Annotated in this window: 18 protein-coding genes and 1 pseudogene; 13 read left to right on the top strand and 6 right to left on the bottom strand. The window is 67.7% G+C overall.

Annotation, left to right across the window (positions count from 1 at the left end; translation table 11 throughout):
• Positions 1–146 precede the first annotated feature (146 nt).
• A pseudogene (locus NM203_RS33495) lies at positions 147–341 on the bottom strand (cytochrome P450); the annotation flags it as partial.
• 491 nt (positions 342–832) lie between these two features.
• Between NM203_RS33495 and NM203_RS12230 the strand changes: the two are divergent.
• From NM203_RS12230 to NM203_RS12200, 7 genes are read left to right on the top strand one after another with little or no spacing between them, the layout of a single operon-like run.
• A complete protein-coding gene (locus NM203_RS12230; RefSeq protein WP_255060195.1) occupies positions 833–2,056 on the top strand; it encodes an MCE family protein in 1,224 nt (407 codons plus the stop codon).
• On the top strand, positions 2,053–3,081 hold the full coding sequence (locus tag NM203_RS12225; RefSeq protein WP_255060194.1) for an MCE family protein: 1,029 nt from the start codon (positions 2,053–2,055) through the stop codon (positions 3,079–3,081). The genes NM203_RS12230 and NM203_RS12225 overlap by 4 nt, the downstream gene beginning before the upstream one ends.
• Entirely contained in the window at positions 3,078–4,163 is a 1,086-nt protein-coding gene (locus NM203_RS12220; protein ID WP_255060193.1) for an MCE family protein, read from the top strand. The genes NM203_RS12225 and NM203_RS12220 overlap by 4 nt, the downstream gene beginning before the upstream one ends.
• A complete protein-coding gene (locus NM203_RS12215) occupies positions 4,160–5,536 on the top strand; it encodes an MCE family protein (RefSeq protein WP_255060192.1) in 1,377 nt (458 codons plus the stop codon). The genes NM203_RS12220 and NM203_RS12215 overlap by 4 nt, the downstream gene beginning before the upstream one ends.
• Positions 5,533–6,738, top strand: coding sequence for an MCE family protein (locus NM203_RS12210; RefSeq protein ID WP_255060191.1), 1,206 nt, complete (start codon positions 5,533–5,535; stop codon positions 6,736–6,738). The genes NM203_RS12215 and NM203_RS12210 overlap by 4 nt, the downstream gene beginning before the upstream one ends.
• Positions 6,738–8,216 (top strand): MCE family protein, encoded by a 1,479-nt coding sequence (locus NM203_RS12205; protein WP_255060190.1) that lies wholly within the window; start codon positions 6,738–6,740, stop codon positions 8,214–8,216. Before NM203_RS12210 ends, NM203_RS12205 begins: the two co-directional genes overlap by 1 nt.
• A gap of 21 nt (positions 8,217–8,237) precedes the next feature.
• Positions 8,238–8,732, top strand: a complete 495-nt coding sequence (locus NM203_RS12200; protein WP_255060188.1) for an Rv2253/PknI dimerization domain-containing protein — start codon at positions 8,238–8,240, stop codon at positions 8,730–8,732.
• Here NM203_RS12200 and NM203_RS12195 read toward each other — a convergent pair.
• The 5 genes from NM203_RS12195 to NM203_RS12175 form a co-directional block, all read right to left on the bottom strand.
• Complete coding sequence (locus tag NM203_RS12195; RefSeq protein WP_408633340.1) at positions 8,729–10,003, bottom strand: TetR/AcrR family transcriptional regulator; 1,275 nt, start codon at positions 10,001–10,003, stop codon at positions 8,729–8,731. The two genes, NM203_RS12200 and NM203_RS12195, sit on opposite strands and share 4 nt — an antisense overlap.
• Before the next feature lie 82 nt (positions 10,004–10,085).
• Positions 10,086–10,301: a hypothetical protein gene (locus tag NM203_RS12190; protein WP_255060185.1), complete on the bottom strand. Its 216-nt coding sequence runs from the start codon at positions 10,299–10,301 to the stop codon at positions 10,086–10,088.
• Positions 10,302–10,313: 12 nt separating this feature from the next.
• On the bottom strand, positions 10,314–11,288 hold the full coding sequence (locus NM203_RS12185) for an SDR family NAD(P)-dependent oxidoreductase (protein ID WP_255060184.1): 975 nt from the start codon (positions 11,286–11,288) through the stop codon (positions 10,314–10,316).
• Complete coding sequence (locus NM203_RS12180; protein ID WP_255060183.1) at positions 11,285–12,229, bottom strand: acyl-CoA dehydrogenase family protein; 945 nt, start codon at positions 12,227–12,229, stop codon at positions 11,285–11,287. The genes NM203_RS12185 and NM203_RS12180 overlap by 4 nt, the downstream gene beginning before the upstream one ends.
• A 25-nt stretch (positions 12,230–12,254) precedes the next feature.
• The gene (locus NM203_RS12175) at positions 12,255–13,412 is read right to left on the bottom strand and encodes an acyl-CoA dehydrogenase family protein (protein WP_255060182.1); all 1,158 of its coding nucleotides are present in this window, start codon (positions 13,410–13,412) and stop codon (positions 12,255–12,257) included.
• An 89-nt stretch (positions 13,413–13,501) separates the two neighbouring features.
• Between NM203_RS12175 and NM203_RS12170 the strand changes: the two genes are divergently transcribed.
• The 6 genes from NM203_RS12170 to NM203_RS12145 all read left to right on the top strand — a co-directional run bounded on the left by NM203_RS12170 (position 13,502) and on the right by NM203_RS12145 (position 20,960).
• Entirely contained in the window at positions 13,502–15,190 is a 1,689-nt protein-coding gene (locus NM203_RS12170; protein ID WP_408633332.1) for a nitric oxide reductase activation protein NorD, read from the top strand.
• A 78-nt stretch (positions 15,191–15,268) separates the two neighbouring features.
• Positions 15,269–16,114 carry a CbbQ/NirQ/NorQ/GpvN family protein gene (locus tag NM203_RS12165; protein WP_255060181.1) on the top strand — a complete coding sequence of 282 codons (846 nt, stop codon included), beginning with the start codon at positions 15,269–15,271 and terminating at the stop codon, positions 16,112–16,114.
• 84 nt (positions 16,115–16,198) lie between these two features.
• Positions 16,199–17,314, top strand: coding sequence for an ABC transporter substrate-binding protein (locus NM203_RS12160; RefSeq protein ID WP_255060180.1), 1,116 nt, complete (start codon positions 16,199–16,201; stop codon positions 17,312–17,314).
• A gap of 1 nt (position 17,315) precedes the next feature.
• Positions 17,316–18,443 (top strand): spirocyclase AveC family protein, encoded by a 1,128-nt coding sequence (locus tag NM203_RS12155; protein WP_255060179.1) that lies wholly within the window; start codon positions 17,316–17,318, stop codon positions 18,441–18,443.
• On the top strand, positions 18,440–19,489 hold the full coding sequence (locus NM203_RS12150) for an SDR family oxidoreductase (RefSeq protein ID WP_255060178.1): 1,050 nt from the start codon (positions 18,440–18,442) through the stop codon (positions 19,487–19,489). The genes NM203_RS12155 and NM203_RS12150 overlap by 4 nt, the downstream gene beginning before the upstream one ends.
• The gene (locus tag NM203_RS12145) at positions 19,482–20,960 is read left to right on the top strand and encodes an aldehyde dehydrogenase family protein (protein ID WP_255060177.1); all 1,479 of its coding nucleotides are present in this window, start codon (positions 19,482–19,484) and stop codon (positions 20,958–20,960) included. Before NM203_RS12150 ends, NM203_RS12145 begins: the two co-directional genes overlap by 8 nt.
• The last annotated feature ends 24 nt before the right edge of the window (positions 20,961–20,984 follow it).

Here is a 20,984-nt window from a genome sequence, read left to right as displayed (position 1 = left end):
CTGCTCCGCGGGAACCGCGAGCGCCAGACCGGGTACCGACGGACCAGCGTGGCGAGTGCGAAACCGAGGTGGCCGCGGGCGCTGCGGTCGACGTCGAGCGTCTCCGGGGGGTCGACGAACGCGCCGTCCCAGTTGCCTGCGGGCAGGCTCATCAGCACCCGGTCGCCCGCGCGAATCAGCTGGCCGGCGATCGTCAGGTCCTCGAGCGCGACCCGTTCGACGAGACTGTGCACGATGGTGAGGTAGCGCGTGAGCTCCTCGACGACGTTGGCGACGACGGTGTCGTCAGCGGTGTCGCGCAAACGGGTCAGTTGGGCCGGATGCTGAAGCAGCGCAGGCATTCCCAGTGAGATCATGCTGGCCGTGGTCTCGTGCCCCGCCTGCAGCATGATGACGCCGTTCATCGCCGCACCCCCAACAGCAGGGAGATCACCAGAGACGGCACCGGCAGCGACCAGCTCCTGGATCTTCGGGCGCATCGCCTCGGCGCTGGACGATGGACCCGGCGGGCGACGGCTGGCGACGGTACGTGCTGCGAACTGCGCTTCGAGCCGCTGCGGATTGGCCGATGTAGGGTGCCGCCGATGGTGGCCGACGTGGTCATCGCTCTGCGTTCACCAGACCAGATGTTAGGGTCAGTTTCACAGCGGGGACGCGGAGCATAACTGTGATTATGCAGCTAGAACCGGCCAGGCACGACTATTGTTGGGCGACCGCCCAAATCAGGATTGACCAAATATCCGTTCTATCGTAAAGTTCGGCAGGCTCCACCGGCGGGGAGAGTCGGAGCCCGTGGAACTGACGACAAGCCCCTCGGAGGTCGACCACGCCCATGACGGGAGCGCATAGCGGAGTCTCGGCGAGGCGACGGTCCCGACCGTGGCTGCGCCCCGCCGCCGGCCTCGCCATGGTGGTGTCGATCGCGTTGATCGCGGTCTTCGCCGTCGCACTGTTCCGAGGCGACCTCTCGTCGACCACCTCCGTCACCGTGGTGTCCCCACGCGCCGGTTTGGTGATGAACCCCGACGCCAAGGTCAAGATGCGCGGCGTCCAGGTCGGGCGGGTCGAGTCGATCGAGGAGCGATCCGACGGCACGGCGGTTCTGCGTCTTGCGATGGATCCGGCGAAGCTGCCGAGGATTCCGTCGAACGTGACGGTCGACATCGGATCGACGACGGTATTCGGCTCGAAGTTCGTTCAACTGATTCCGCCGAGCGTTCCCGCCGCGGAGAGGATGCACGCCGGCCAGGTTCTCGAGGCGCAGAGCGTCACCGTCGAGATCAACACGGTGTTCGAACAACTCACCTCCGTGTTGTCGTCCATCGAACCCGAGAAGCTCAACCAGACGCTCGGAGCGATCGCCGCTGCGCTGCACGGGCGCGGGCACGACTTCGGCCAGGCCATCGTGGATCTCAACGGTTATCTCGCGGCGATCGAGGGCAGCCTGCCCAACCTCGAGCACGACCTCACCGCCATGCCCGCGGCACTCGAGTCGTTCGCCGACGCGGCTCCGGATCTGCTTCAGGCAGCAGCCAACTCGAACACGCTGAGTCAGACCGTCGTCGACCAGCAGACCGACCTGGACGCCCTGCTGGTCGGCGTCATCGGACTCGGTGACGTCGGTTCCGAGGTGCTCACCGCGACTCGCGGCCCGCTGACGGACACCGTGCGCATGCTCGCGCCGCTGACGGATCTGACCGCGCAGTACGAGGAGGCGCTGTACTGCGGCATCGCGGGACTGCTGCCATTGGCGATCAGCCCGCGGCTGAAGCATCCGGGCGTCGAGGTGATGACGGGTTTCCTATGGGCGAATGAGCCCTGGCACTACCCGGACGATCTGCCGAAGGTCGGTGCGACGGGCGGGCCGCAGTGCACCTACATGCCGCGTGTGCCGTTCATGGCGCGACCGCCGTGGGTGGTCGCCGACACGGGTGCGAACCCGTGGGAGCGCAACGGTCCGGGCATCATGCTCAATTCTGCCGGCCTCAAGGAGGCGCTCTTCGGCCCGAATCCCGGCCCGCCGCGCAACAGCGCGCAGATCGGGCAGCCAGGGTGAACCGACACAACGGCGCCGTCTGGAAATTCGGCGTCTTCACCCTGGTGATGACCGTGCTGACGGCGTGTCTGGTGATGGTGTTCGGTCAGTACCGCGGCGGTTCCACGAACGAGTACAGGGCGGTGTTCACGGACGCGTCGAGCCTGAGGCCGGGGGATTCGGTGCGCGTGTCGGGAATCCGAATCGGCACGGTCACGGCCGTCGACCTGAGGCCGCAGAAGGACGTCGCCGTCACGTTCGACGCGGACCGCAGCATCGTCCTCACGACGGGCACCACCGCCGCGGTTCGATATCTCAACCTGGTCGGAGATCGTTATCTCGAACTCGCCGACGGACCCGGTGACACCGCGATCGTGCATCCCGGCACGGAAATCCCCGCCGAACGGACGGCTCCGGCGCTCGATCTCGATCTGCTGCTCGGCGGTCTCAAGCCGGTCATCCAGGGACTCAACCCGAGCGACGTGAACGCGTTGTCCGCTTCGCTGATTCAGATCATGCAGGGCCAGGGCGGCACCGTCGAGTCGCTGTTCTCTCAGGCCTCGACGTTCACGAACGCGCTTGCGGACAACGGTGAAACCGTCCAGAGCCTGATCGACAACCTCAACGTGGCGATGGCGACACTCGCGAACGACGGAGACGAGTTCTCCGCCACCATCGACGGCCTCGAGCGGCTCCTCACGGGTCTGTCGCGGGACAGGGAGCCGATAGGAGTGGCCATCGACTCGTTGAGCAGCGGTACCGCGTCGCTCGTCGACCTGATGTCGGAGGCTCGTCAACCACTGGCCGACACGGTCGATCAACTCAACCGGTTGGCGCCCAATCTGGACATCAAGAAGGACCGGTTGGACACGGCGCTGGAGAAGGCTCCGGAGAACTACCGGAAGTTGGTGCGCCTCGGTGCCTACGGCAGCTTCATCAACTACTACATCTGCTCGATCGCCATCCGCGTCAGCGATCTCGACAACAAGACCGCGGAGTTCCAGGTCTTCCACCAGCAGGGCGGAAGGTGTGCGGAGACGGCATGATCAAGTACCGAGGCATGCACCTGGTCCGCGCCGGCTTCATGGGCGTGGTGCTCGTCGTGCTGGTGATCGCCATCGGCCTACAGCCCGAGCGGATCATCAACTGGGCCGGTGCGATCCGCTATCAAGCGGTGTTCGCCGAGGCCGGTGGACTGGCCGCGGGCGCGGACGTGAAGATCGCGGGCGTCAAAGTCGGCAGCGTGACCTCCGTGTCGCTGAGCCGGGGAGATGCGCTCGTCGACTTCACGGTCGCCGGTGGAGTCACGCTCGGTGACCGAAGCACCGCACACATCCGCACCGGAACGCTTCTCGGCGAACGGGTTTTGACCGTCGAGTCCTTCGGGGACGACCTCATGCGTCCGCGCGACGCGATCCCGTTGGACCGCACTGCTTCGCCCTACTCGCTGACGGAGGCCGTCACCGAACTCACCGAGAACACCGCGGACACCGATTTCGCCGCGCTGAACCAGTCGCTCGACACGCTCAGCACGACCATCGACCGGATCGCTCCTCAGCTGGGCCCGACGTTCGACGGGCTGACGCGGCTGTCGGCGACGATCAACGGGCGCAACGAACAGGTCACCGAGTTGCTCGCCAACGCCGGCGACGTGACCGCGATCCTCGCCCGGCGCAGCGACCAGTTGAACACGCTGCTGCTCAACGGAAACGATCTGCTGGCGGTCCTCGTGGAGCGGCGCCAGGCGATCGTCAACCTGCTCAACGACACCTCGGCCCTGGCGTTGCACCTCCGCGGAATCGTCGCGGACAACGAGGCCGAGCTGGCGCCCACGCTCGAGAAGTTGAACTCCGTCACGGCCATGCTCGAGGAGAATCGCGACAACATCAATAAGGCGCTGCCCGGGCTCGCCAAGTACCAGGTCACCGTCGGCGAGACCGTCGCCAACGGGCCCGGTTACAACGCTTTGGTGGCCAACCTCGACCTCGCGCAGACCCTGCAGCCCTTCTTCGACTACGCCTTCGGCTTCCGTCGGGGGACCGACGCGGGTCAGCCCCCCGACAACGCGGGACCCCGCGCCGAACTGCCGATCCCGTACAACAACATCCCGATGAGGCCGGTCCCGTGACGCGCGCTCGGATCCGCTCAGCGCTGGCGGGGTTGCTGGCGTGTCTGCTGGTGGCGGGCACCTGTGTCGTGGTCCGGGCCACGTACTTCGGACCGACACGGCTGACCGCGGTGTTCGCGAACGCCACCGGTATCTACCCCGGTGACGAGGTCCGAGTATCGGGTGTCAAGGTCGGCACCATCGAGTCGATCCGGCCCGATGTCACGCAGGCGACCTTGACACTCGAGGTCGATCACGGGGTGTCGGTGCCCGCAGAGGCCAGTGCGATCATCGTCGCCCAGAACCTGGTGTCATCGCGCTACGTTCAGTTGACCCCCGCTTATCGCGACACCGGTGCCGTCCTCCGCGACGGTGACGCGATCCCGCTCGACAGGACCGCCGTCCCCGTGGAATGGGATCAGGTCAAGGACCAATTGACCAGGCTCGCCACCGAACTCGGTCCGAACGGCGACGTCTCCGGCACCGCGGTGACGCGATTCGTCGACAGCGCGGCCAACGCCATGGACGACGGCAACGGGGCGAAGTTGCGCGCGACGCTCCGCGAACTCGCGGGTATCTCCCGAATCATGTCCAGTGGCAGCGGGAATCTCGTCGACATCATCGCCAGTCTGCAGAAGTTCATCTCCACGCTGCGCGACAGCAACCAGCAGATCATCCAGTTCCAGGATCGGCTCGCCACGCTGACGAGCGTCGTCGACGGCAGCCGCTCGGACCTGGACGCCGCACTGCGCAACGTCTCCGACGTCATCGGTGAGGTTCAGCGCTTCGTCAAGGGCACCCGCGATCACACCGTCGAGCAGATCCAGCGACTGAACAACGTGACGCAGAACATGGTCGACCACCGCAAGGATCTCGAGCAGGTGTTGCACGTCGCTCCGACCGCAATCGCCAACCAGTACAACATCTTCGATCCGCGGACCGGGGGTGCAACCGGCGTGTTCGTCTTGAGCAACCTCTCGAACCCCAAGCTCCTGCTGTGCGGCATGCTGGGGGCGATCGAGAACGTTACCGCCACGACGACCGGCAAGCTGTGCAATCAGACGCTCGGACCCGCCTTGGACAGCGTGAGCCTCAACTACCTGCCGTTCCCGTTCAGTCCCGTGCTGACCTCGGCTCCCGGCCCCGAGGATCTGATCTACTCCGATCCCGCGCTGATGCCGGGTGCGTCGGGCACACCCGCGCAGATCGAGTCACCGCCGTCGGTGTCCGCGTACACGGGCCTGGGCGGCGACGTACCTCCGCCGCCGGGTTACGGCCCGCCGCCCGGTCCGCCGCCGGACCTTCAGGGAATGCTGCTGCCGGCCGGCCCGCTGCCCGCCGAGGCTCCCGATCCACCCCCCGCTGACGTACCCGCAGGAGGTACTCCGCCGTGATCCGTGCCAGAAGAGCGATTCTCGCGCTCGGCGCAGTAGCGACCACATGTCTGTCCGCGTGTTCGGGGATCAACTCGCTACCGCTGCCCGGCACGTTGGGGCGCGGCGCTGACAGTCAGACGTTCGTTGTACAGGTGGCCAACATCGGCACGCTGGAATCGAACTCGCCGGTCATGATCGACGACGTCGTGGTGGGCAGCGTGGGCGCCATGCGGGTGGACGACTGGAAGGCGGTCGTCGACGTGCACGTGCAGGCCGACGTCGTCGTGCCCGCCAACGTCACCGCGACGGTGGGCCAAACCAGCCTGCTGGGCTCGATGCACCTGGCGCTCGACCCGCCGCTGGGGGAGCGACCCCGGGGCCGGCTCGACAGCGGGGCGACGATTCCGCTCGGGAGCACGTCGACCTACCCGTCGACCGAGCAGACGCTGTCGTCGCTGTCCACGATCGTCAACGCCGGCGGACTCGGTCAGGTCGGCGACATCGTGCACAACCTCAGCGAGGCGTTCTCGGGCCGCGAGGTGGAAGCGCGCGACCTGCTGACGCGTCTCGACCGGTTCATCGGCGTCTTCGCCAGACAGCGCGACAACGTCATCGCCTCCCTCAGGGCACTCGACCGGCTGTCGGGCACGCTGTCGAGCCAGAACCAGGTGCTGACGACGACTCTCGAGAAGCTGCCGGCCGCCCTGGACGTGCTCGAGCGGCAACGGCCGAACCTGACGGCGGCGCTGGACCGGCTCGGCGCCTTCGGGGACGCGGCGACCACCACCGTCAACGACACTCGGGCCGACCTCGTCCGCAATCTGCGGAATCTGGTGCCGACCCTGAAGTCGCTGGCCGACGTCGGACCCGAGATCGACGAGGCCCTCGCCTACGCCACGGTGTTCCCGTTCGGGCAGAGCACCATCGATCGCGGGTTGCGTGGTGACTACATGAACCTGTTCGTGACCATTGACCTGACACGGAACCGGACCACCAAGACCCTGCCTCTCGGCACGCGCTGGGGCAACCCGAACATGCCGACGGTCCCGGCCCCCGGCGACCCCGGTTACGAGTGGTTCTACACCGTCAACCCGCTTGCCGCGCCCGTGGCCAACCCGCCGTCACCCCCGGTGCGCGCGCCACTGCCCACGGGGATCGACATCGGCATCCCGCCCGACAGTCCCGCGCGCACGTTCCCGTTCAATCAGGGGTGGGGCTGATGCTGACACGCTTCATCCGAATCCAGTTGGCGGTCTTCACGATCGCCTCGATCATCGGCATCACCGCGATGCTGACCACCTACCTGCAGGTGCCGACCCTCCTGGGGATCGGCCGCATCACCGTGACGGTTGAACTCCCCGCGTTGGGCGGGCTGTACCGGTTCGCCAACGTCACCTACCGGGGTGTGACGGTCGGAAAGGTCACGGCCGTCGACCTCACCGATACCGGTGCGCGGGCGACGATGTCGCTGGAGTCCGATCCTCGGATACCCGCGGACCTCGACGTCGCCGTGCGCAGCATGTCCGCGGTGGGCGAGCAGTACATCGATCTGCTGCCGCGCTCGACGTCGCGCGGTTATCTCTCGGACGGTGCGGTGATCTCGATGGCGAACACCAGCGTTCCGCAGCCCGTCGGGCTGATGCTCGACCGGGTCAGCGCGCTGGTGGGCAGCCTTCCCAAGGACCGGCTCAGCGACCTGCTGGATGAGACCTTCACCGGATTGAACGGCGCGGGTGACGATCTCGAGACGATCGTGGATGCCGCGTCGACGCTGTCGCGTGATCTCAACGGGGTGTCCGAGCAGACCCGAGCCCTGATCGATGACAGCGGGCCGTTACTCGACGGGCAGGCGCAGTCGGCCGATGCCACCAGGACCTGGGCGAGAAGCCTCGCCGGGATCACCGGGTCGATAGCGGACAACGACCCCGCTGTGCGCAACATCCTGGCCTCGGGTCCCGGCCTGGTGTCCGAGGTCACCGGCCTACTCGATCAGGTCAAGCCGACCCTGCCGATCCTGCTTGCGAACCTGGCGACCCTGGGCCAGATCGGCGTCACGTATCGTCCCGGTCTCGAGCAGTTGCTGGTGCTGCTGCCACCGTCCGCCGCCTTCTATCAGGCCGAGCGGCCCATCAACAACGCGGCGGGGCAGGTGGTCGGCGACTTCCGGGTGGCCGTCGACGATCCGCCGGCGTGCACGGTCGGGTTCCTTCCGCCATCGCAATGGCGTTCGCCCGCCGACACGACCGTGATCGACACCCCCGACGGTCTCTACTGCAAGCTGCCCCAGGACTCGCCGATCGCCGTCCGCGGGGCGCGGAACTTCCCGTGCATGGGTCACCCCGGCAAGCGGGCGCCCACGGTCGAGATATGCGACAGCGACAAACCGTACGAGCCCCTGGCCATGCGGCAACACGCGCTGGGACCACCACCGTTCGACCCGAACCTGGTCGCGCAGGGCGTTCCGCTTGAGCGCCGGGTGCCAGGGGAACAGCATCTGACCGCACCGATCGAGGGGACGCCGCTGCCGCCCGGTGCCGCGCCGAGCGCGTTCGCGCCCGCCGACGCGCCTCCGGTCGCCTTCGCCGAGTACGACCCGCAGACCGGGCGCTACCTGACCCCCGACGGCACCTCGGTTCGGCAGGCCGACCTCGTCGTGGGAAAGCCGGCCAGCTGGCAGGATCTCGTCTTACCCCGATAGCTCGGTGAAGGAGCGAACACATTGCAGCGTAACCTGATTCGGATAGCGATCGTTGCCGCTGCGGCGTTCACGCACGCCGCGCCCGCCGGAGCCGATACCGACTACAGCGACATCGAACTCAACGGCGTGTTCACCGCGTTCTCGAACGGACAGCAGGCCAAGACCAACGACCGGGACAAGGACGAGGAGTCGGTGACGACCACGTGGACGGTGGAGTCGACCTGCCAGAACTATCTGGAGTGCACCGGCCGTGTGGTCAGTGACCGCGGCTGGGAGGCGAAGCTGACGTACCTCGACAACCGCTGGCGCGCCGTACACACCATCGACGGATGGATGACGTGCCCGGATGGCTCCACCGCGCCGGGGGAGCAGTACTTCTCGTTCTATCGCGACTTCCTGAACCCCACTCGGCTAGTCGGGTGGGACAAGACCGTCGGCCCGAGCGGCGCGTGTGGCGTCAATCAATGGTTGGCGATCGAGATGCCGTTCATCCTGACGCCGAAGACGGACGGCTAGTCCTGGCGAATAACGATGCCGCGCAACACCGTATCGCGCTCCAGGATGAGCGCCTGCCGCACGCCGATCTCGCGCAGGATGTTCTCCGGCACCCACTGCACGCCGATGACGCAGCGCGTCAGAATGTCGATGTTCGGGGTGTCGATGCGCAGCTCACCCGATGCCATGCCCTCGGACAGCAGCGATTTCATCTGTCGCAGGCGCGTCGTGTAGGACCACCCCGGCTCCGCAACGTCGGGTGGGGTCTGTCGCATCCACGCCAGCTGAATGCGGAACTCATCGGGGAAGTAGTCCAGCGCACAGACGTTCAGCCAGCTCAGCGCGTCCAGTTTCTCAGTCGGGCTGGAATCGCAGGCGAGGATCGCCTCCCACGCCCCGCCGACCTTCTGCCCGAACGACAGCATGATCGACATCAACAGCTCCTCCTTGGAGCCGATGACGCGGTAGACGGTGCCGGTGCCGAGGCCGGCTGCGGATGCGATGTCCCGGATCGTCGTCATCTCGTATCCGCGACGACCGAATTCAGCACGAGCCACCGCGCGCACGTGGCGGACCTTGTCGTCGGCATCGTCGGCCTCGGACCACGTCTTGACGATCTCGTCGACGACGGCGAAGGCAGCGGACTTGTCCAACGCCGAGTCGGTGGGGATCTCCGCTGAGAGGCCGTCGAGGTGCAGGCGGCAGAGCACCGTCGCGACCTGATCGCTGGACGCCTTGTGCCGAATCACGTCGAGGCCGACGTGCAGCATGCTCTGACAGATACGGTCGGACAGCGTCGGCAGGTCGACGTCGGAGCGGATGTAGGAACTCCAGCGCCCCGCGCGCAGCAGTTGCAGCATCGCCGCCTGGATGGCGGCGGGTTTGCGCCGCGTCAACTCCATGAGTTCGGGGTCGGCGCTCGGTCCCTCGAAGAACGACATCTGCAGTGCGGCGCGGTGCTCGACGGCACAGCGGGCGATGGCGCAGCCCAGCTCGATGATCTGTTCGGAGATCGGGCGAGGGTCCGGTTCGTCGAGCCGTGCCAGCGCGGTCTCCCCGATGCGGTCGAGCTCGGCGTGGTAGCGCCTGATCAGCTCGACGAGGATGGCTTCCTTGGACTCGAAGTGGTGGTAGAGGCTGCCGGCCAGGATGCCGGCGGCGTCGGCGATCTGCTGCAGCGACGTGCGCAGTCCGGACGCCGCGATCACGGTGTTCGCGGTCTTCAGGATCTCGGTTCGGCGCGTCGCGTCGGGATATCCGTTCTCAGCCGGCGCAGATGACGGCTGGGCCACGGTCATCGCCTCCCGTCAATCATCGCTGTCGCCGAACGTTCTCAGAGGTCGAAGTCTACCGACGCGCGCCGGTTATTCGGGGTTACCCGCTGCCGGTGAGCGTCAGCGGGCGCAGGTAGGACGGATCGGTGCGGTCCTTCGTCGGCGCGTGAACCGCGGACACGGAGCGCCCGCCCGATATCGTCATGTGGCTCGCCGGTTCGCGATCCGTCCCGACGAACAGGTAGTAGGTCTCGGCGTGGGCGGCGTCCCAGTCGACGTCGACGGTGTCATTCAGCAGGTAGTGCTGGTAGCGCATTGCGGTCCCCGCCTATCGACTCGTCGGTGCGGGGAAGTCAACCTCGGCGTTGTCGGGCATGGGGCTGATGCCGAGGCGATCGCAGACCTCGAGCACCTCGTCGACGATCGAGTCCGGGATGATGAAACGTGCGGTGGCCGACACCTCGTCGAGGTGCGCGAGAATGTCGTCCGCGGTCGGATCGCCCGACGAGTCGGCTAGCCAGCCCTCGCCGAGACCCATGAAGGCTCGCGCGTAACGGCCGGCGCTGGCCGAGTAGTTGCGGTGGGTGAACTCACAGGCGCTGCTGGCCAGGAACACCACGAGGGGCACCACGAGTTCGGGCCGGATCGCGCGCATGAAGCCCGACTCGGTGAGGAACTTCTCGTCGCCGACCGTCTCGGTGACCATTCGCGAGAATCCGGTGGGGAGAACGGTGTTGGAGGCTATGCCGTGCGCGGCACCCTCGATGGCGATGACGTTGGACAGGCCGACCAGCCCCGTTTTGGCGGCGGCGTAGTGCGCTTCCATCGGCTGGCCGAAGTTGCCTGCGGACGACGAGATGAACACGAAGCGGCCGTACTTCTGCCGCATCATCGCCCGGTAGGCCGGTTGGCTGACATAGAAGCCGCCGTCGAGGTGGACGCTCAACATCTGTCGCCAGTTCTCCGGAGTGATCTCCTCGAACGGGATGCTGTTGAAGATGCCCGCGTTGCTCACCACGACGTCCAGGCGGCCGAAGGCGTCCAAGGCCGAGTCCACGATCGCCCGGCCGCCTTCGGGGCTGTCGACCGAATCGTAAGAGGCGACGGCAGTGCCGCCGGCCGCGGTGATCTCGGCGACCACCTCGTCGGCCACGCTGGCGTCCGAACCGGCGCCGTGCATCGTCCCGCCGAGATCGTTGACGACCACGGCGGCCCCGCGCCGTGCGAGCTCGAGTGCGTACAGGCGGCCGAGCCCTCGGCCCGCGCCCGTCACCACGGCGGTCTGTCCGGTGAAGTCGATCACGAGTATGCGTTCCCTACAACGGATTTCACGAAGAGATCACCGACCTCCTCGAGGTAAGGATCGGAGCCGCCGAGCAGGGAACTCCACGACAGCAGCCGCCTGAGGTATAGGTGGGTATCGTGCTCCCAGGTGAAGCCGATGCCGCCGAAGAGCTGGACGGCGATGTCTCCGACCGAGGCGAGTCGTGAGGCGAAGGCTTTGAGTCGCCACGCTGCGACGTGACGTTCCTCGGCGTCGCCTTCGTCTGCTGCCCACGCCGCGTGTAGCACCCCGCTGCGCGTCAGTTCGACGGTTTCGAACATGTCGACACACAGGTGTGCGACGGACTGGAAGCCGCCGATCGGCTGACCGAACTGAGTGCGCTTCTTGGCGTACTCCACGACGGTGTCGAGCAGTCGCTGTGCCGCTCCGAGGGCGTCCGCCGCCGTCGCGATGAACACGTCGTCGGTGAGCGCGGCAACGGCGCCGCTCGGGGCGGTGCCGAGTAGTTCCTCCCCGCGGTACAGCGCCTCCCCGTCGGGGTGCGGGGCGGTGCTCAAGACGACGTCGGCGTCCACGGGGGTATCGCCCAACATGACGGCTGCGGTGATCGCGCCGTCGGCGATGCCGCGGAGCAGGTCGGCCGACGCGAGCTCGGCGTCGAACCGGTGGACGGCGCGCGGTGCGGCGACGGCGCTCGACAGCCACGGCTCGGGCAGCAGCGCCGCGCCCGTCTCCTCGGCGACGATGACCGCGTCGGTCATCGACAGACCGGTGCCGCCGAACTCCTCGGCAACCAACAGGCCGGTGGCGCCGAGCTCGGCGAGACCGTGCCACACATCCGGTGAGCGAACGCCGTCGATCCAGGGGCGCACGTGCCCGGCGACCGAGGCGTGCTCGCCCAGGAAGCGGCGCACGGTGGCGCGGAGTTCCCGCTGTTCGCCGGTCGGTTCGAGGTTCATGATCGTCCGCTCCTCGCGCATGCGCTCATCGCGGCTTCGGCAAACCCAGGACGCGTTGCGCGGTGATGTTCTTGGTGATCTGCGTCGTGCCGCCGGCGATCGTCAACGCCCGTGCGGTCAACCGGAAGTCGGCCCACTTCGCGCTGCCGCGGGGACCGAGCACGTCGAACGCCAGCGCGGCGAGGTCCTGCCCGATCTCACCCCAGATCGACTTCGCGAGGCCGGCCGTGGAGTAGGCGTCGCCACCGTGCAGGATCGCCGAGATCGAGCGCTGGCACAGGACTTCCAGGAACTTCACCCGCGCGGCGAGTTCGCCGATGCGATGCAGGGTCACCGGGTCCTCGAGCGCAGGCCGCCGTCCGACCCTGGCGGTTTGCAGGTCGGTGACGAGATCGGCGAGCCGGACCTGCAGTTCGGAGTACAGCCGTGCCGCCGCCGCGCGTTCGTGGGACAACGTCGTGGTCGCCACCTGCCAGCCGCCGTGCAGCGGACCGAGCAGTGCGTCGGCCGGCACTCGGACGTCGGTGAAGAACACCTCGGCGAAATCCTCGTCACCGTTGAGCGTGACCAGGGGTCGGGCCTCGATACCCGGCAGTGACATGTCGACGATGAAGCACGAGATGCCCTCGTGCTTGCGCACATCCGGATCGGTGCGGACGTAGAGCTGACACCAGTCGGCCCGGTGCCCCAGCGATGTCCAGATCTTCTGCCCGTTGACCACGAAGTGATCGCCATCCCGCACCGCCCTGGTCCGCAGCGAGGCGAGATCCGACCCGGATTCCGGTTCGGACATGCCCTGGCACCAGATGTCGTCGGCGCGCAGCATGCGGCGCAGCAGGTCGGTCTTCTGCTGATCGGTGCCGTACTGCATGATCGCCGGTGCGATGTTGTTGATCCCGATGATGTTGAGCGGGTTGGGAACTCGACACTTCGTCGTTTCCTCGGCGTACACCAACTGCTCGAGCACCGATGCACCGCGACCTCCGTAGGCCGCAGGCCAGGACACCGCGGCCCAGCCGGCGTCGGCCATCGTGGCGTTCCACCGGCGCAGCGTGTCGAACGCCGCCGGGTCGGCGCCGGGGTTCCTGCCGGCGTCGATCACGTCGTCGGTGAGGTTGGCGGCGAGCCACGAGCGCAACTCCTTGCGGAATCGCTCGGCCTCCGTCGGGTATGAGAAGTCCACTGAGCTCCAGCCCACGATTGACTGCGGTTGGGACGGGACCTTACGTTGGAACAGATATTTGGTCAACGGATGCCTGCGGAGGTGAGTGCGTGGTTGAACGCGGGGGTGCCGAGCGCGTGGCCGGATGGGCCATGACCGCCTCCGCGCTGGCGGGTCGTGCCGTCGCCGTGCTGTCGCTCGAACCGGGCGAACCGGCGTGGACGGACGGCCAGAGCATTCATCTGGACGCCACCGCGGACACCCGCGGCGGCCTCCGCGCGCTGGCGGTGCAGGCGTGCCTGATCGCCGCGGGCAGCCTCGATGCCGACGTGGTCCGCGAACTGTCCCGCAGGCCGAAGCTGGCGCAGCGCTACCTGCTGCTCGAGGGTCACCGGGCGCTCGCGGCCTGCGCCGACGTGCTGCCGGGGAGGCTGGCCACCCTGGCCGACGCGGAGGTCGCGGCGCGCAGCGACTCGGCGGCGGAGTCCCTGGCGATAGCGCACTCCGCGGCGCCGCTGCCCGATCCGCCGCCGTGGTTCGGCGTGCTCCGCGTGAAGCAGGTGCTCGCCGCATGCGAGAAGGCGGGCGCCCGGAAAGCCGACGAGAGCGTCGGTCACATCCCGCGCCGCGATGCGAAGCGCGACCTCGAGGAACTCGACGACGGGGAGCCGGCCGACGCCGACGGCGGGCCGGATCTGTTCAGCAGTCCTGTCGGCGGGGGCGGGTTCATCGGCAAGTGGCTCAAGAAGATGCTGGGGTCGGCGCGGTCGAGCGGTACCAGCGGCGGGCCGCCGGGGGCGGACAGTCCGACGCACCGCACGAACTCGTCCAATCGCAGCACCCACGCGGTGATGTCCGCTGCCGCGGCGCAGTCCGACGACGGTGCCGACGTGACGGCCGGGGGAGTCACGTATCCGGAGTGGGACGTCAACCGTCGGCGCTACCGGGCGGACTGGTGCACGGTTCGTGAGATACCGGCGCGACTCGACCCGTCGGCGTCGGCCGAGATCGACGACGCGCTGGCGGTGCGGCGTCCTCTCGCTCGACTGGGCATGGGACTGCACCGGCGGCATCGCCAGCCGCAGGGCGACGACATCGACATCGACGCCGCCGTCGAGGCCCGTGTCGAACTCGCGGCCGGCTCGGTGCCCGACGAAGCGGTGTACCTCGACAGCCTGCGCAGGCGCCGCGACCTGTCGGTGCTGGTGCTCCTCGACGTCTCGGGATCCGCGGCCGAAGCGGGCACGCTCGGGCGGACCGTGCACCAGCAGCAGCGCGTGGCCGCGGCCAACCTGGTGGTGGCGCTGCACGATCTCGGTGACCGCGTCGCGCTCTACGCCTACAACTCGCAGGGGCGTTCGGCGGTGAACGTGACTCCCGTCAAGCGTTTCGACGAGCACCTCGACTCGCGCACGCTGAAGCGGCTCAACAGCCTCGAGCCGGCGTCCTATTCGCGGCTGGGTGCGGCCGTCCGGCACGGCTCCGCGGTGCTGGAGCGCAGCGGCGGAACCTCGCGCCGCCTGCTGGTCGTGCTGTCGGACGGGCTGGCCTACGACCACGGGTACGAACTCGGGTACGGCGCGGCCGACGCGCGGCGGGCGCTGACCGAGGCCCGCAGGCGGGGAATCGGCTGTGTATGCCTGACCGTCGGGGCCAGTGTCGACGTCGCCTCGCTTCGCCACGTGTTCGGCAGCGCGGCGCACGCCGTCGTGGCGCGGCCCGACGGGCTCGTCGGCGTCATCGGACCGATGTTCCGATCCGCCCTGCGGTCGGCGGAAGTCCGGCGGCGCGTGTCCTGACCATGGTTGAACCAAACATCTGTTCCGCGCTAGGCTGCCTGCACCGCACCGCCGCGGAGAGGGAGAGGTTGTCGATTGATGGACGCCGAACGGGTCGCCCACCGGAACGGCGCCGCAGTCGTGACTGAGCACGCTCGTCCGTACTACACGTCGGTGGGCAACGAGGAGACGGTCTTCAAAGCCGCGTACCGCCAGGGTCTCTCGCTGCTCCTCAAGGGACCGACCGGCTGCGGCAAGACGCGCTTCGTCGAGGCGATGGCGCACGACCTGGAGCGCAAGCTGATCACCGTGGCGTGCCACGACGACCTCACCACGGCCGACCTCGTCGGTCGATTCCTGCTGCGCGGTGACGAGACGGTGTGGGTCGACGGGCCGCTCACCCGCGCGGTCCGCGAAGGGGCGATCTGCTACCTCGACGAGGTCGTCGAGGCGCGGCAGGACACCACGGTGGTCCTGCACCCGCTCGCCGACTACCGCCGCCAGCTGCCCATCGAACGGCTCGGTGTGACGCTCGACGCCGCACCGGGATTCGGCCTCGTCGTGTCCTACAACCCCGGCTACCAGAGCGTGCTGAAGGACCTCAAGGACTCCACCCGGCAGCGCATGGTCGCCATCGAGTTCGGCTTCCCGCCGCCCGACGTGGAGGAGGGCATCGTCCGGCACGAGGCCGGGGTGGACGCGCGTGTCGCGGCCGATCTGGTGACGTTCGGGCAGGCGATTCGCCGACTCGAGACGGGCGGGCTGCGCGAGGTCGCGTCGACCCGTGTGCTGATCGCCGCGGGCCGCCTGGTCGCCGAGGGGCTGCCGATGCGCGACGCCGCGCGCGCGGCAATCGCGGGGCCGCTCACCGACGACGCCTCCGTCGGCCGCGGGCTGGCGGAGATGATCGACGTCTATCTGGCGAACCCGGCCGTCGGTGATTGACGCTGGTCGTCGCCGCCGCTAGGGTCTGAACAAATATTAGGTTTCGACCGGAGGATCTCGCTGAGGCGATCCCCAGGAGGTCAGATGTCCTACGAGAGCACCGCCCAACCGATCAAGGTCGGCTACCTGATGGACTTCACGCTGCCGCCGGGGTTCCCCGAGGAACTGTTCGCGTCGTTCACCCAGACCTTCGATTTGATCTTCGAGGAGGCCGTCCAGCAGGGGCTGATGGATCGGCCGGTGCAGATGATCTATCGCGAGGTCGAAGGTCTGCCCAAGGGTTCGGTGAAGGCCGTCATCGACGCCTACGCCGAGTTGGTCGACGAGGGCTGCCTGGTGGTCTTCGGCCCGAACATCACCGACAACTGCGTCCCGTTGCGGGAAGCCATCGAGGACCGCTTCAAGGTTCCCGCGATCAGCGTCACCGGCACCGACGACTGGCTGGGCGAGTGGACCTTCGCGTTTCCGCAGGGCTCGCTGACCGACGAACCGATATTCATGGCGGACCTGATGGCCAAGCGCGGACTGAGCGAGGTCGGCGTGCTGGTCGAGCAGAGCCTCATCGGCGAGAGCTATTTGAGGAACCTTCGAAGTGCCTGCGCGCGCAAAGGGATTCGAATCGCCGCCGAGGTGTCGATCGCGCAGACCGCGCAGGACATCAACGCGGCGGTGAAGACGCTGCACGATGCGGAAGCCGAAGCGATCGTGCACCTCGGCTTCGGCTTCGGCATCGTGTTCGTCAACCCGGCACTCGAGGCCATCGGGTGGGACCCGCCGCGGTTCACCAGCACCGCCTTCCAGAACGCCTGGGTCAACCCGATCATGTGGAACGCGTTCATGGGCTGGATCGGCATCGACCAGTACGACGAGCAGAACCTCGTCGGCCAGGCGTTCCTGGACCAGTACGCCGAGAAGTACGACGGCAGCAGGCCCGAGTTCTGCGTCACCGTGGTCAACCGCGATGTCGCGGCAACCCTGGTGCGCGCGTTCACCGACGCCCATCCGCTGAGCCCGCGCGGAGTCAAGGAGGCGCTGGAGCGGGTGAAGATGCTGCCCGCCGCGTCGGGGGCGCCGGGAACCAGGGTGTCCCTTGGCAAGTGGACCCGCCGCGCGTGGATGGGTGCCGGCTATCTGGTGGCACGCACGCTGGATGCCGACGGCGTCAACTCGCATCTGGTGGACCGGTTCGGAGAGGTGTGACATGACCACACAGGACAGGTTGGATCCGACATCCGCTGCGCCCGAGGCGAAGACGCGCCCGAACTGGGGCCGGGTCATCGCGCTGTTCGCGTGGCTCGGCTTCCTCGGACTGTTCGCCGCCGTCGGGCGCGTCGCCGTCGATCCACGGGTGGCGAACCCGAACGTCGAGGGGCGGCCGCGGCCGGTCGAGTTCCTCACCGGGTTCGACCACTGGCAGGTCATCCCGCAGGTGGGCGCGCTGATCATGGTGGTGGTCATCACCATCGTGTTCATTCGGGGCTGGCGGAAGAACCCGGGCAGCCCGGTGCTGCTGATGGTCCTGGTGACGACGCTGATCGTCTGGCAGGACCCGATCATGAACTGGTCGCCGTACGCGGTGTACAACCCGGCGCTGCTGCACTGGCCCGAGTCCTGGTACCTGATCATGATGTCGCCGACCGTCGAGCCCTTCATCGTGTTCGGCTACGTCACCTTCTATTTCGGCCCGTACTTCCCGGCGATCTGGCTGCTGCGCCGGATGCAGGCCAAGCGCGGCCCGGAGGCCTACGTCACCCGGCACCCGTTGATCAGCCTCGGACTGCTGGTGCTGGTGATCGGCTTCGTCTTCGACGCCATCCTGGAGGTCAGCCTGGTGCGCACCGGGCTGTACATCTACTCGCAGACCATCCCGTTCGGCACGATATTCGCGGGCTCCACCTTCCAGTTCCCACTGCTCTGGGAGTCGCTGTCGGTGACGTTCGTGATGATCCCGGCGGCGATCCTCGTCTACCGCGACGACACCGGAAAGTCGGTGGCGGAGAAGCTCGCCGCGAAGGCCAAACTGTTCCCGACGAAGCCGGTGCTCGGCACGTTCCTGGTGATGTTCGCGATCATCAACGTGTCGTACTTCGCCTACGGCGCCTGGTTCTGGGCGATCAAGGCCAGCGGACTGGCCACCTCGGTCGCCTGCCCGTGGCCGTACCCCGAGGCCAAGGTCTTCGACCCGCAGGGTTACTACGAGGAGAACGGCGCCGAGGGCCCGTTCTCGGTCGGCAAGTGGTCCACGTGGCAGTACAACCTGCCGGACGGCAGGCCCGACGTCGAACGGGGCTCGAAGAGCATGCGCTGTGCGCCGGAGAACGCGCAGTGACGGAGCATCGGGCTGGCGATGAGCGCTTGCGCGAAGAGCATCGGGCAGTCGTCATCACCGGCGCAGCTCGCGGTCTGGGGCTCGCCTCCGCGGCGCGACTGTACCGCGAGGGCTGGCGGGTGGTGGCCGCCGTCCGTACACCTGACCGCGCGCTGCCGCTGTTGCGCGCGGCTACGGGTGCGAGCGACGACGACGACCGGTTGACCTGCGTCGCACTCGATCTGACGGACACCGCCTCGATCTCGGCCGCGGCCAAGGTGATCGAGGAGCGCGTCGGTGCCCCCTACGCGCTCGTCCACAACGCTGGGATCTCGGCCGCGGGCATGGTGGAGGAGACGGATATCGAGTTATGGCAGCGCATGTTCGCCACGCATGTGACGGGTCCTGTCGAGCTGACCAAGGCCCTACTGCCCTCGATGCGGGCGGCGGGGCAGGGTCGGATCGTGCTGGTGGGCAGTTCGGCCGGGGTGCGCGGGCAGCCTGGTACCGCGCCGTATTCGGCGAGCAAGGGCGCCATGGAGCGCTGGGGGGAGTCGCTGGCAGCCGAGATCGCGCCGTTCGGACTCGGCGTGACGATCCTGATCACCGGCACCTACGACACCGACATCATCACCGACGCGGGCACCACCGACGACCGCGACTTCGGCGGACCCTACGCACGCCTGCACCAGACGATGAACAGCCGCGGCCGGTTTGCGATCAAGTTCGCCCGCTCGCCGGAACAGTTCACCGACGGCCTGGTGAAGGCGTTGGCCGACAGCGCGGCGTTCCGCCGCCACGCGGTGGGCCCCGATGCGTCGATGCTGCTGGTTTCCAGCCGACTGCTGCCGGCTGCTGGGATGCACCACATGTCACGGCTCGTGCTGGGAATTCCACGACAGGGTGCCATGCGCGACGGGGCGTGGCCGCTGACCACCGTGCAGCGCGCAATGGTGTTGGCGGTCAGGGTGACTCCGAAACCGGTGATGAAACTGCTGACCGACCGGGCGGCGCGGAAAGCCGCCGCTCCCACGACGACCGAGCAGGAGAGTGGGAGCAATGTCTGAGGTCCACCCGTACGAGGCGCGGATGCTGATCGACGGGAAACTCGTCGACGGCGAGTCCGGCACGTTCGTCAACATCAACCCGGCCACCGAGGACGTCCTCGGCGAGGTCGCCGACGCCTCGAAGGCCGACATCAACCGCGCCATCGACGCCGCTCGGCGCAGCTTCGACGAGACCGACTGGGCGACGAATCACCAACTGCGCAAGCGCAGCCTGGAGCAACTGCACGAGGCCATCGTCGGCGAGGTCGAGGAGCTCCGCGAGGAGTTGATCCGCGAAGTCGGCGCTCCACGGGCGGTGACGCACGGTCCGCAACTGGACGCACCACTGGAAGACGGCCTGAGGTACCCGGCCCGCCTCATCGACACCTTCCCGTGGGAAACGGATCTCGGCGACACCGTCGTCTCGGTCACCGGCGTGAACACGACGCGGAAGGTCTGGCACGAGCCGGTTGGAGTCGTCGGCGCCATCACCCCGTGGAACTTCCCCTTCGAGGTCACCATCAACAAGCTCGGCCAGGCGCTGGCGGCTGGCAACACCGTGGTGCTCAAGCCGGCCCCCGACACGCCGTTCAACGCGACGCGGCTGGGCAGGCTGATCGCCGAGAAGACCGACATCCCGGCCGGTGTGGTCAACATCGTGACCGCGTCCGACCACTTCGTCGGAGAGGAGCTCACGCTGTCTCCCAAGGTGGACATGATCTCGTTCACCGGCTCAACCGTCGTCGGCAAACGGATCATGGAGAAGGGCGCCGCCACCATGAAGCGGCTGTTCCTCGAACTCGGCGGCAAGTCCGCGACCATCGTGCTCGAGGACGCCGACTTCACCCTCGCATGCCTGATCGGCATCGGCCCGCTCATGCACGCGGGGCAGGGCTGTGCCGCCCCGACGCGAATGCTGTTGCCGCGCAGCCGATATGCGGAAGGAGTTGCGATCCTGCAGGGCATCTACGAGAACATCCCCGCCGCCGACCCTCAGGATCCGGGGACGCTGTGCGGACCCGTGATCTCGGCCAAGCAGCAGGCGCGCATCCTCGGCTACATCCGCAAAGGCGTCGACGAGGGCGCGACGATGCTCGTCGGGAGCACCGATCCGCCCGAGCAGTTCGACAAGGGCTTCTGGGTCAGTCCAACGCTGTTCACCGACGTCGACAACTCGATGACGATCGCGCAGGAGGAGATCTTCGGACCCGTCCTGGCGGTCATTCCGTACGACGACGAGGACGACGCGGTCCGTATCGCCAACGACAGCCCGTACGGGCTCGCGGGCAACGTCATGTCCAGTTCGCTTGATCACTCGCTCGCCGTGGCCCGCCGACTGCGCGCGGGCTTCATCGGGCTCAACGGCACCGCGGGCTACGGCGCGGACACGCCGTTCGGCGGCTACAAGGACAGTGGCGTCGGCAGGCAGAACGGTCTCGTCGGCTTCAGCCAGTACACCGAGGTCAAGTCCGTGGCCTACCCCGCCCAATGACCTCGACAGCCTGAAGGAGATTCG

Origin of the sequence: Mycolicibacterium arenosum, from assembly GCF_024320865.1 — a bacterium.
Classification (GTDB): Bacteria; Actinomycetota; Actinomycetes; order Mycobacteriales; family Mycobacteriaceae; genus Mycobacterium; species Mycobacterium arenosum.
Note: the sequence above shows the minus strand (reverse complement) of the source record. Positions and strands in the feature narration are given on the sequence as shown.

Bases quoted from the DNA above. Each gene is read 5' to 3' on its own strand.
- NM203_RS12220 (WP_255060193.1), top strand. From the start codon at position 3,078: ATGATCAAGTACCGAGGCATGCACCTGGTCCGCGCCGGCTTCATGGGC.
- NM203_RS12155 (WP_255060179.1), top strand. From the start codon at position 17,316: ATGACCACACAGGACAGGTTGGATCCGACATCCGCTGCGCCCGAGGCG.
- NM203_RS12205 (WP_255060190.1), top strand. From the start codon at position 6,738: ATGCTGACACGCTTCATCCGAATCCAGTTGGCGGTCTTCACGATCGCC.
- NM203_RS12160 (WP_255060180.1), top strand. From the start codon at position 16,199: ATGTCCTACGAGAGCACCGCCCAACCGATCAAGGTCGGCTACCTGATG.
- NM203_RS12180 (WP_255060183.1), bottom strand. From the start codon at position 12,229: ATGAACCTCGAACCGACCGGCGAACAGCGGGAACTCCGCGCCACCGTG.
- NM203_RS12230 (WP_255060195.1), top strand. From the start codon at position 833: ATGACGGGAGCGCATAGCGGAGTCTCGGCGAGGCGACGGTCCCGACCG.
- NM203_RS12145 (WP_255060177.1), top strand. From the start codon at position 19,482: ATGTCTGAGGTCCACCCGTACGAGGCGCGGATGCTGATCGACGGGAAA.
- NM203_RS12165 (WP_255060181.1), top strand. From the start codon at position 15,269: ATGGACGCCGAACGGGTCGCCCACCGGAACGGCGCCGCAGTCGTGACT.
- NM203_RS12190 (WP_255060185.1), bottom strand. From the start codon at position 10,301: ATGCGCTACCAGCACTACCTGCTGAATGACACCGTCGACGTCGACTGG.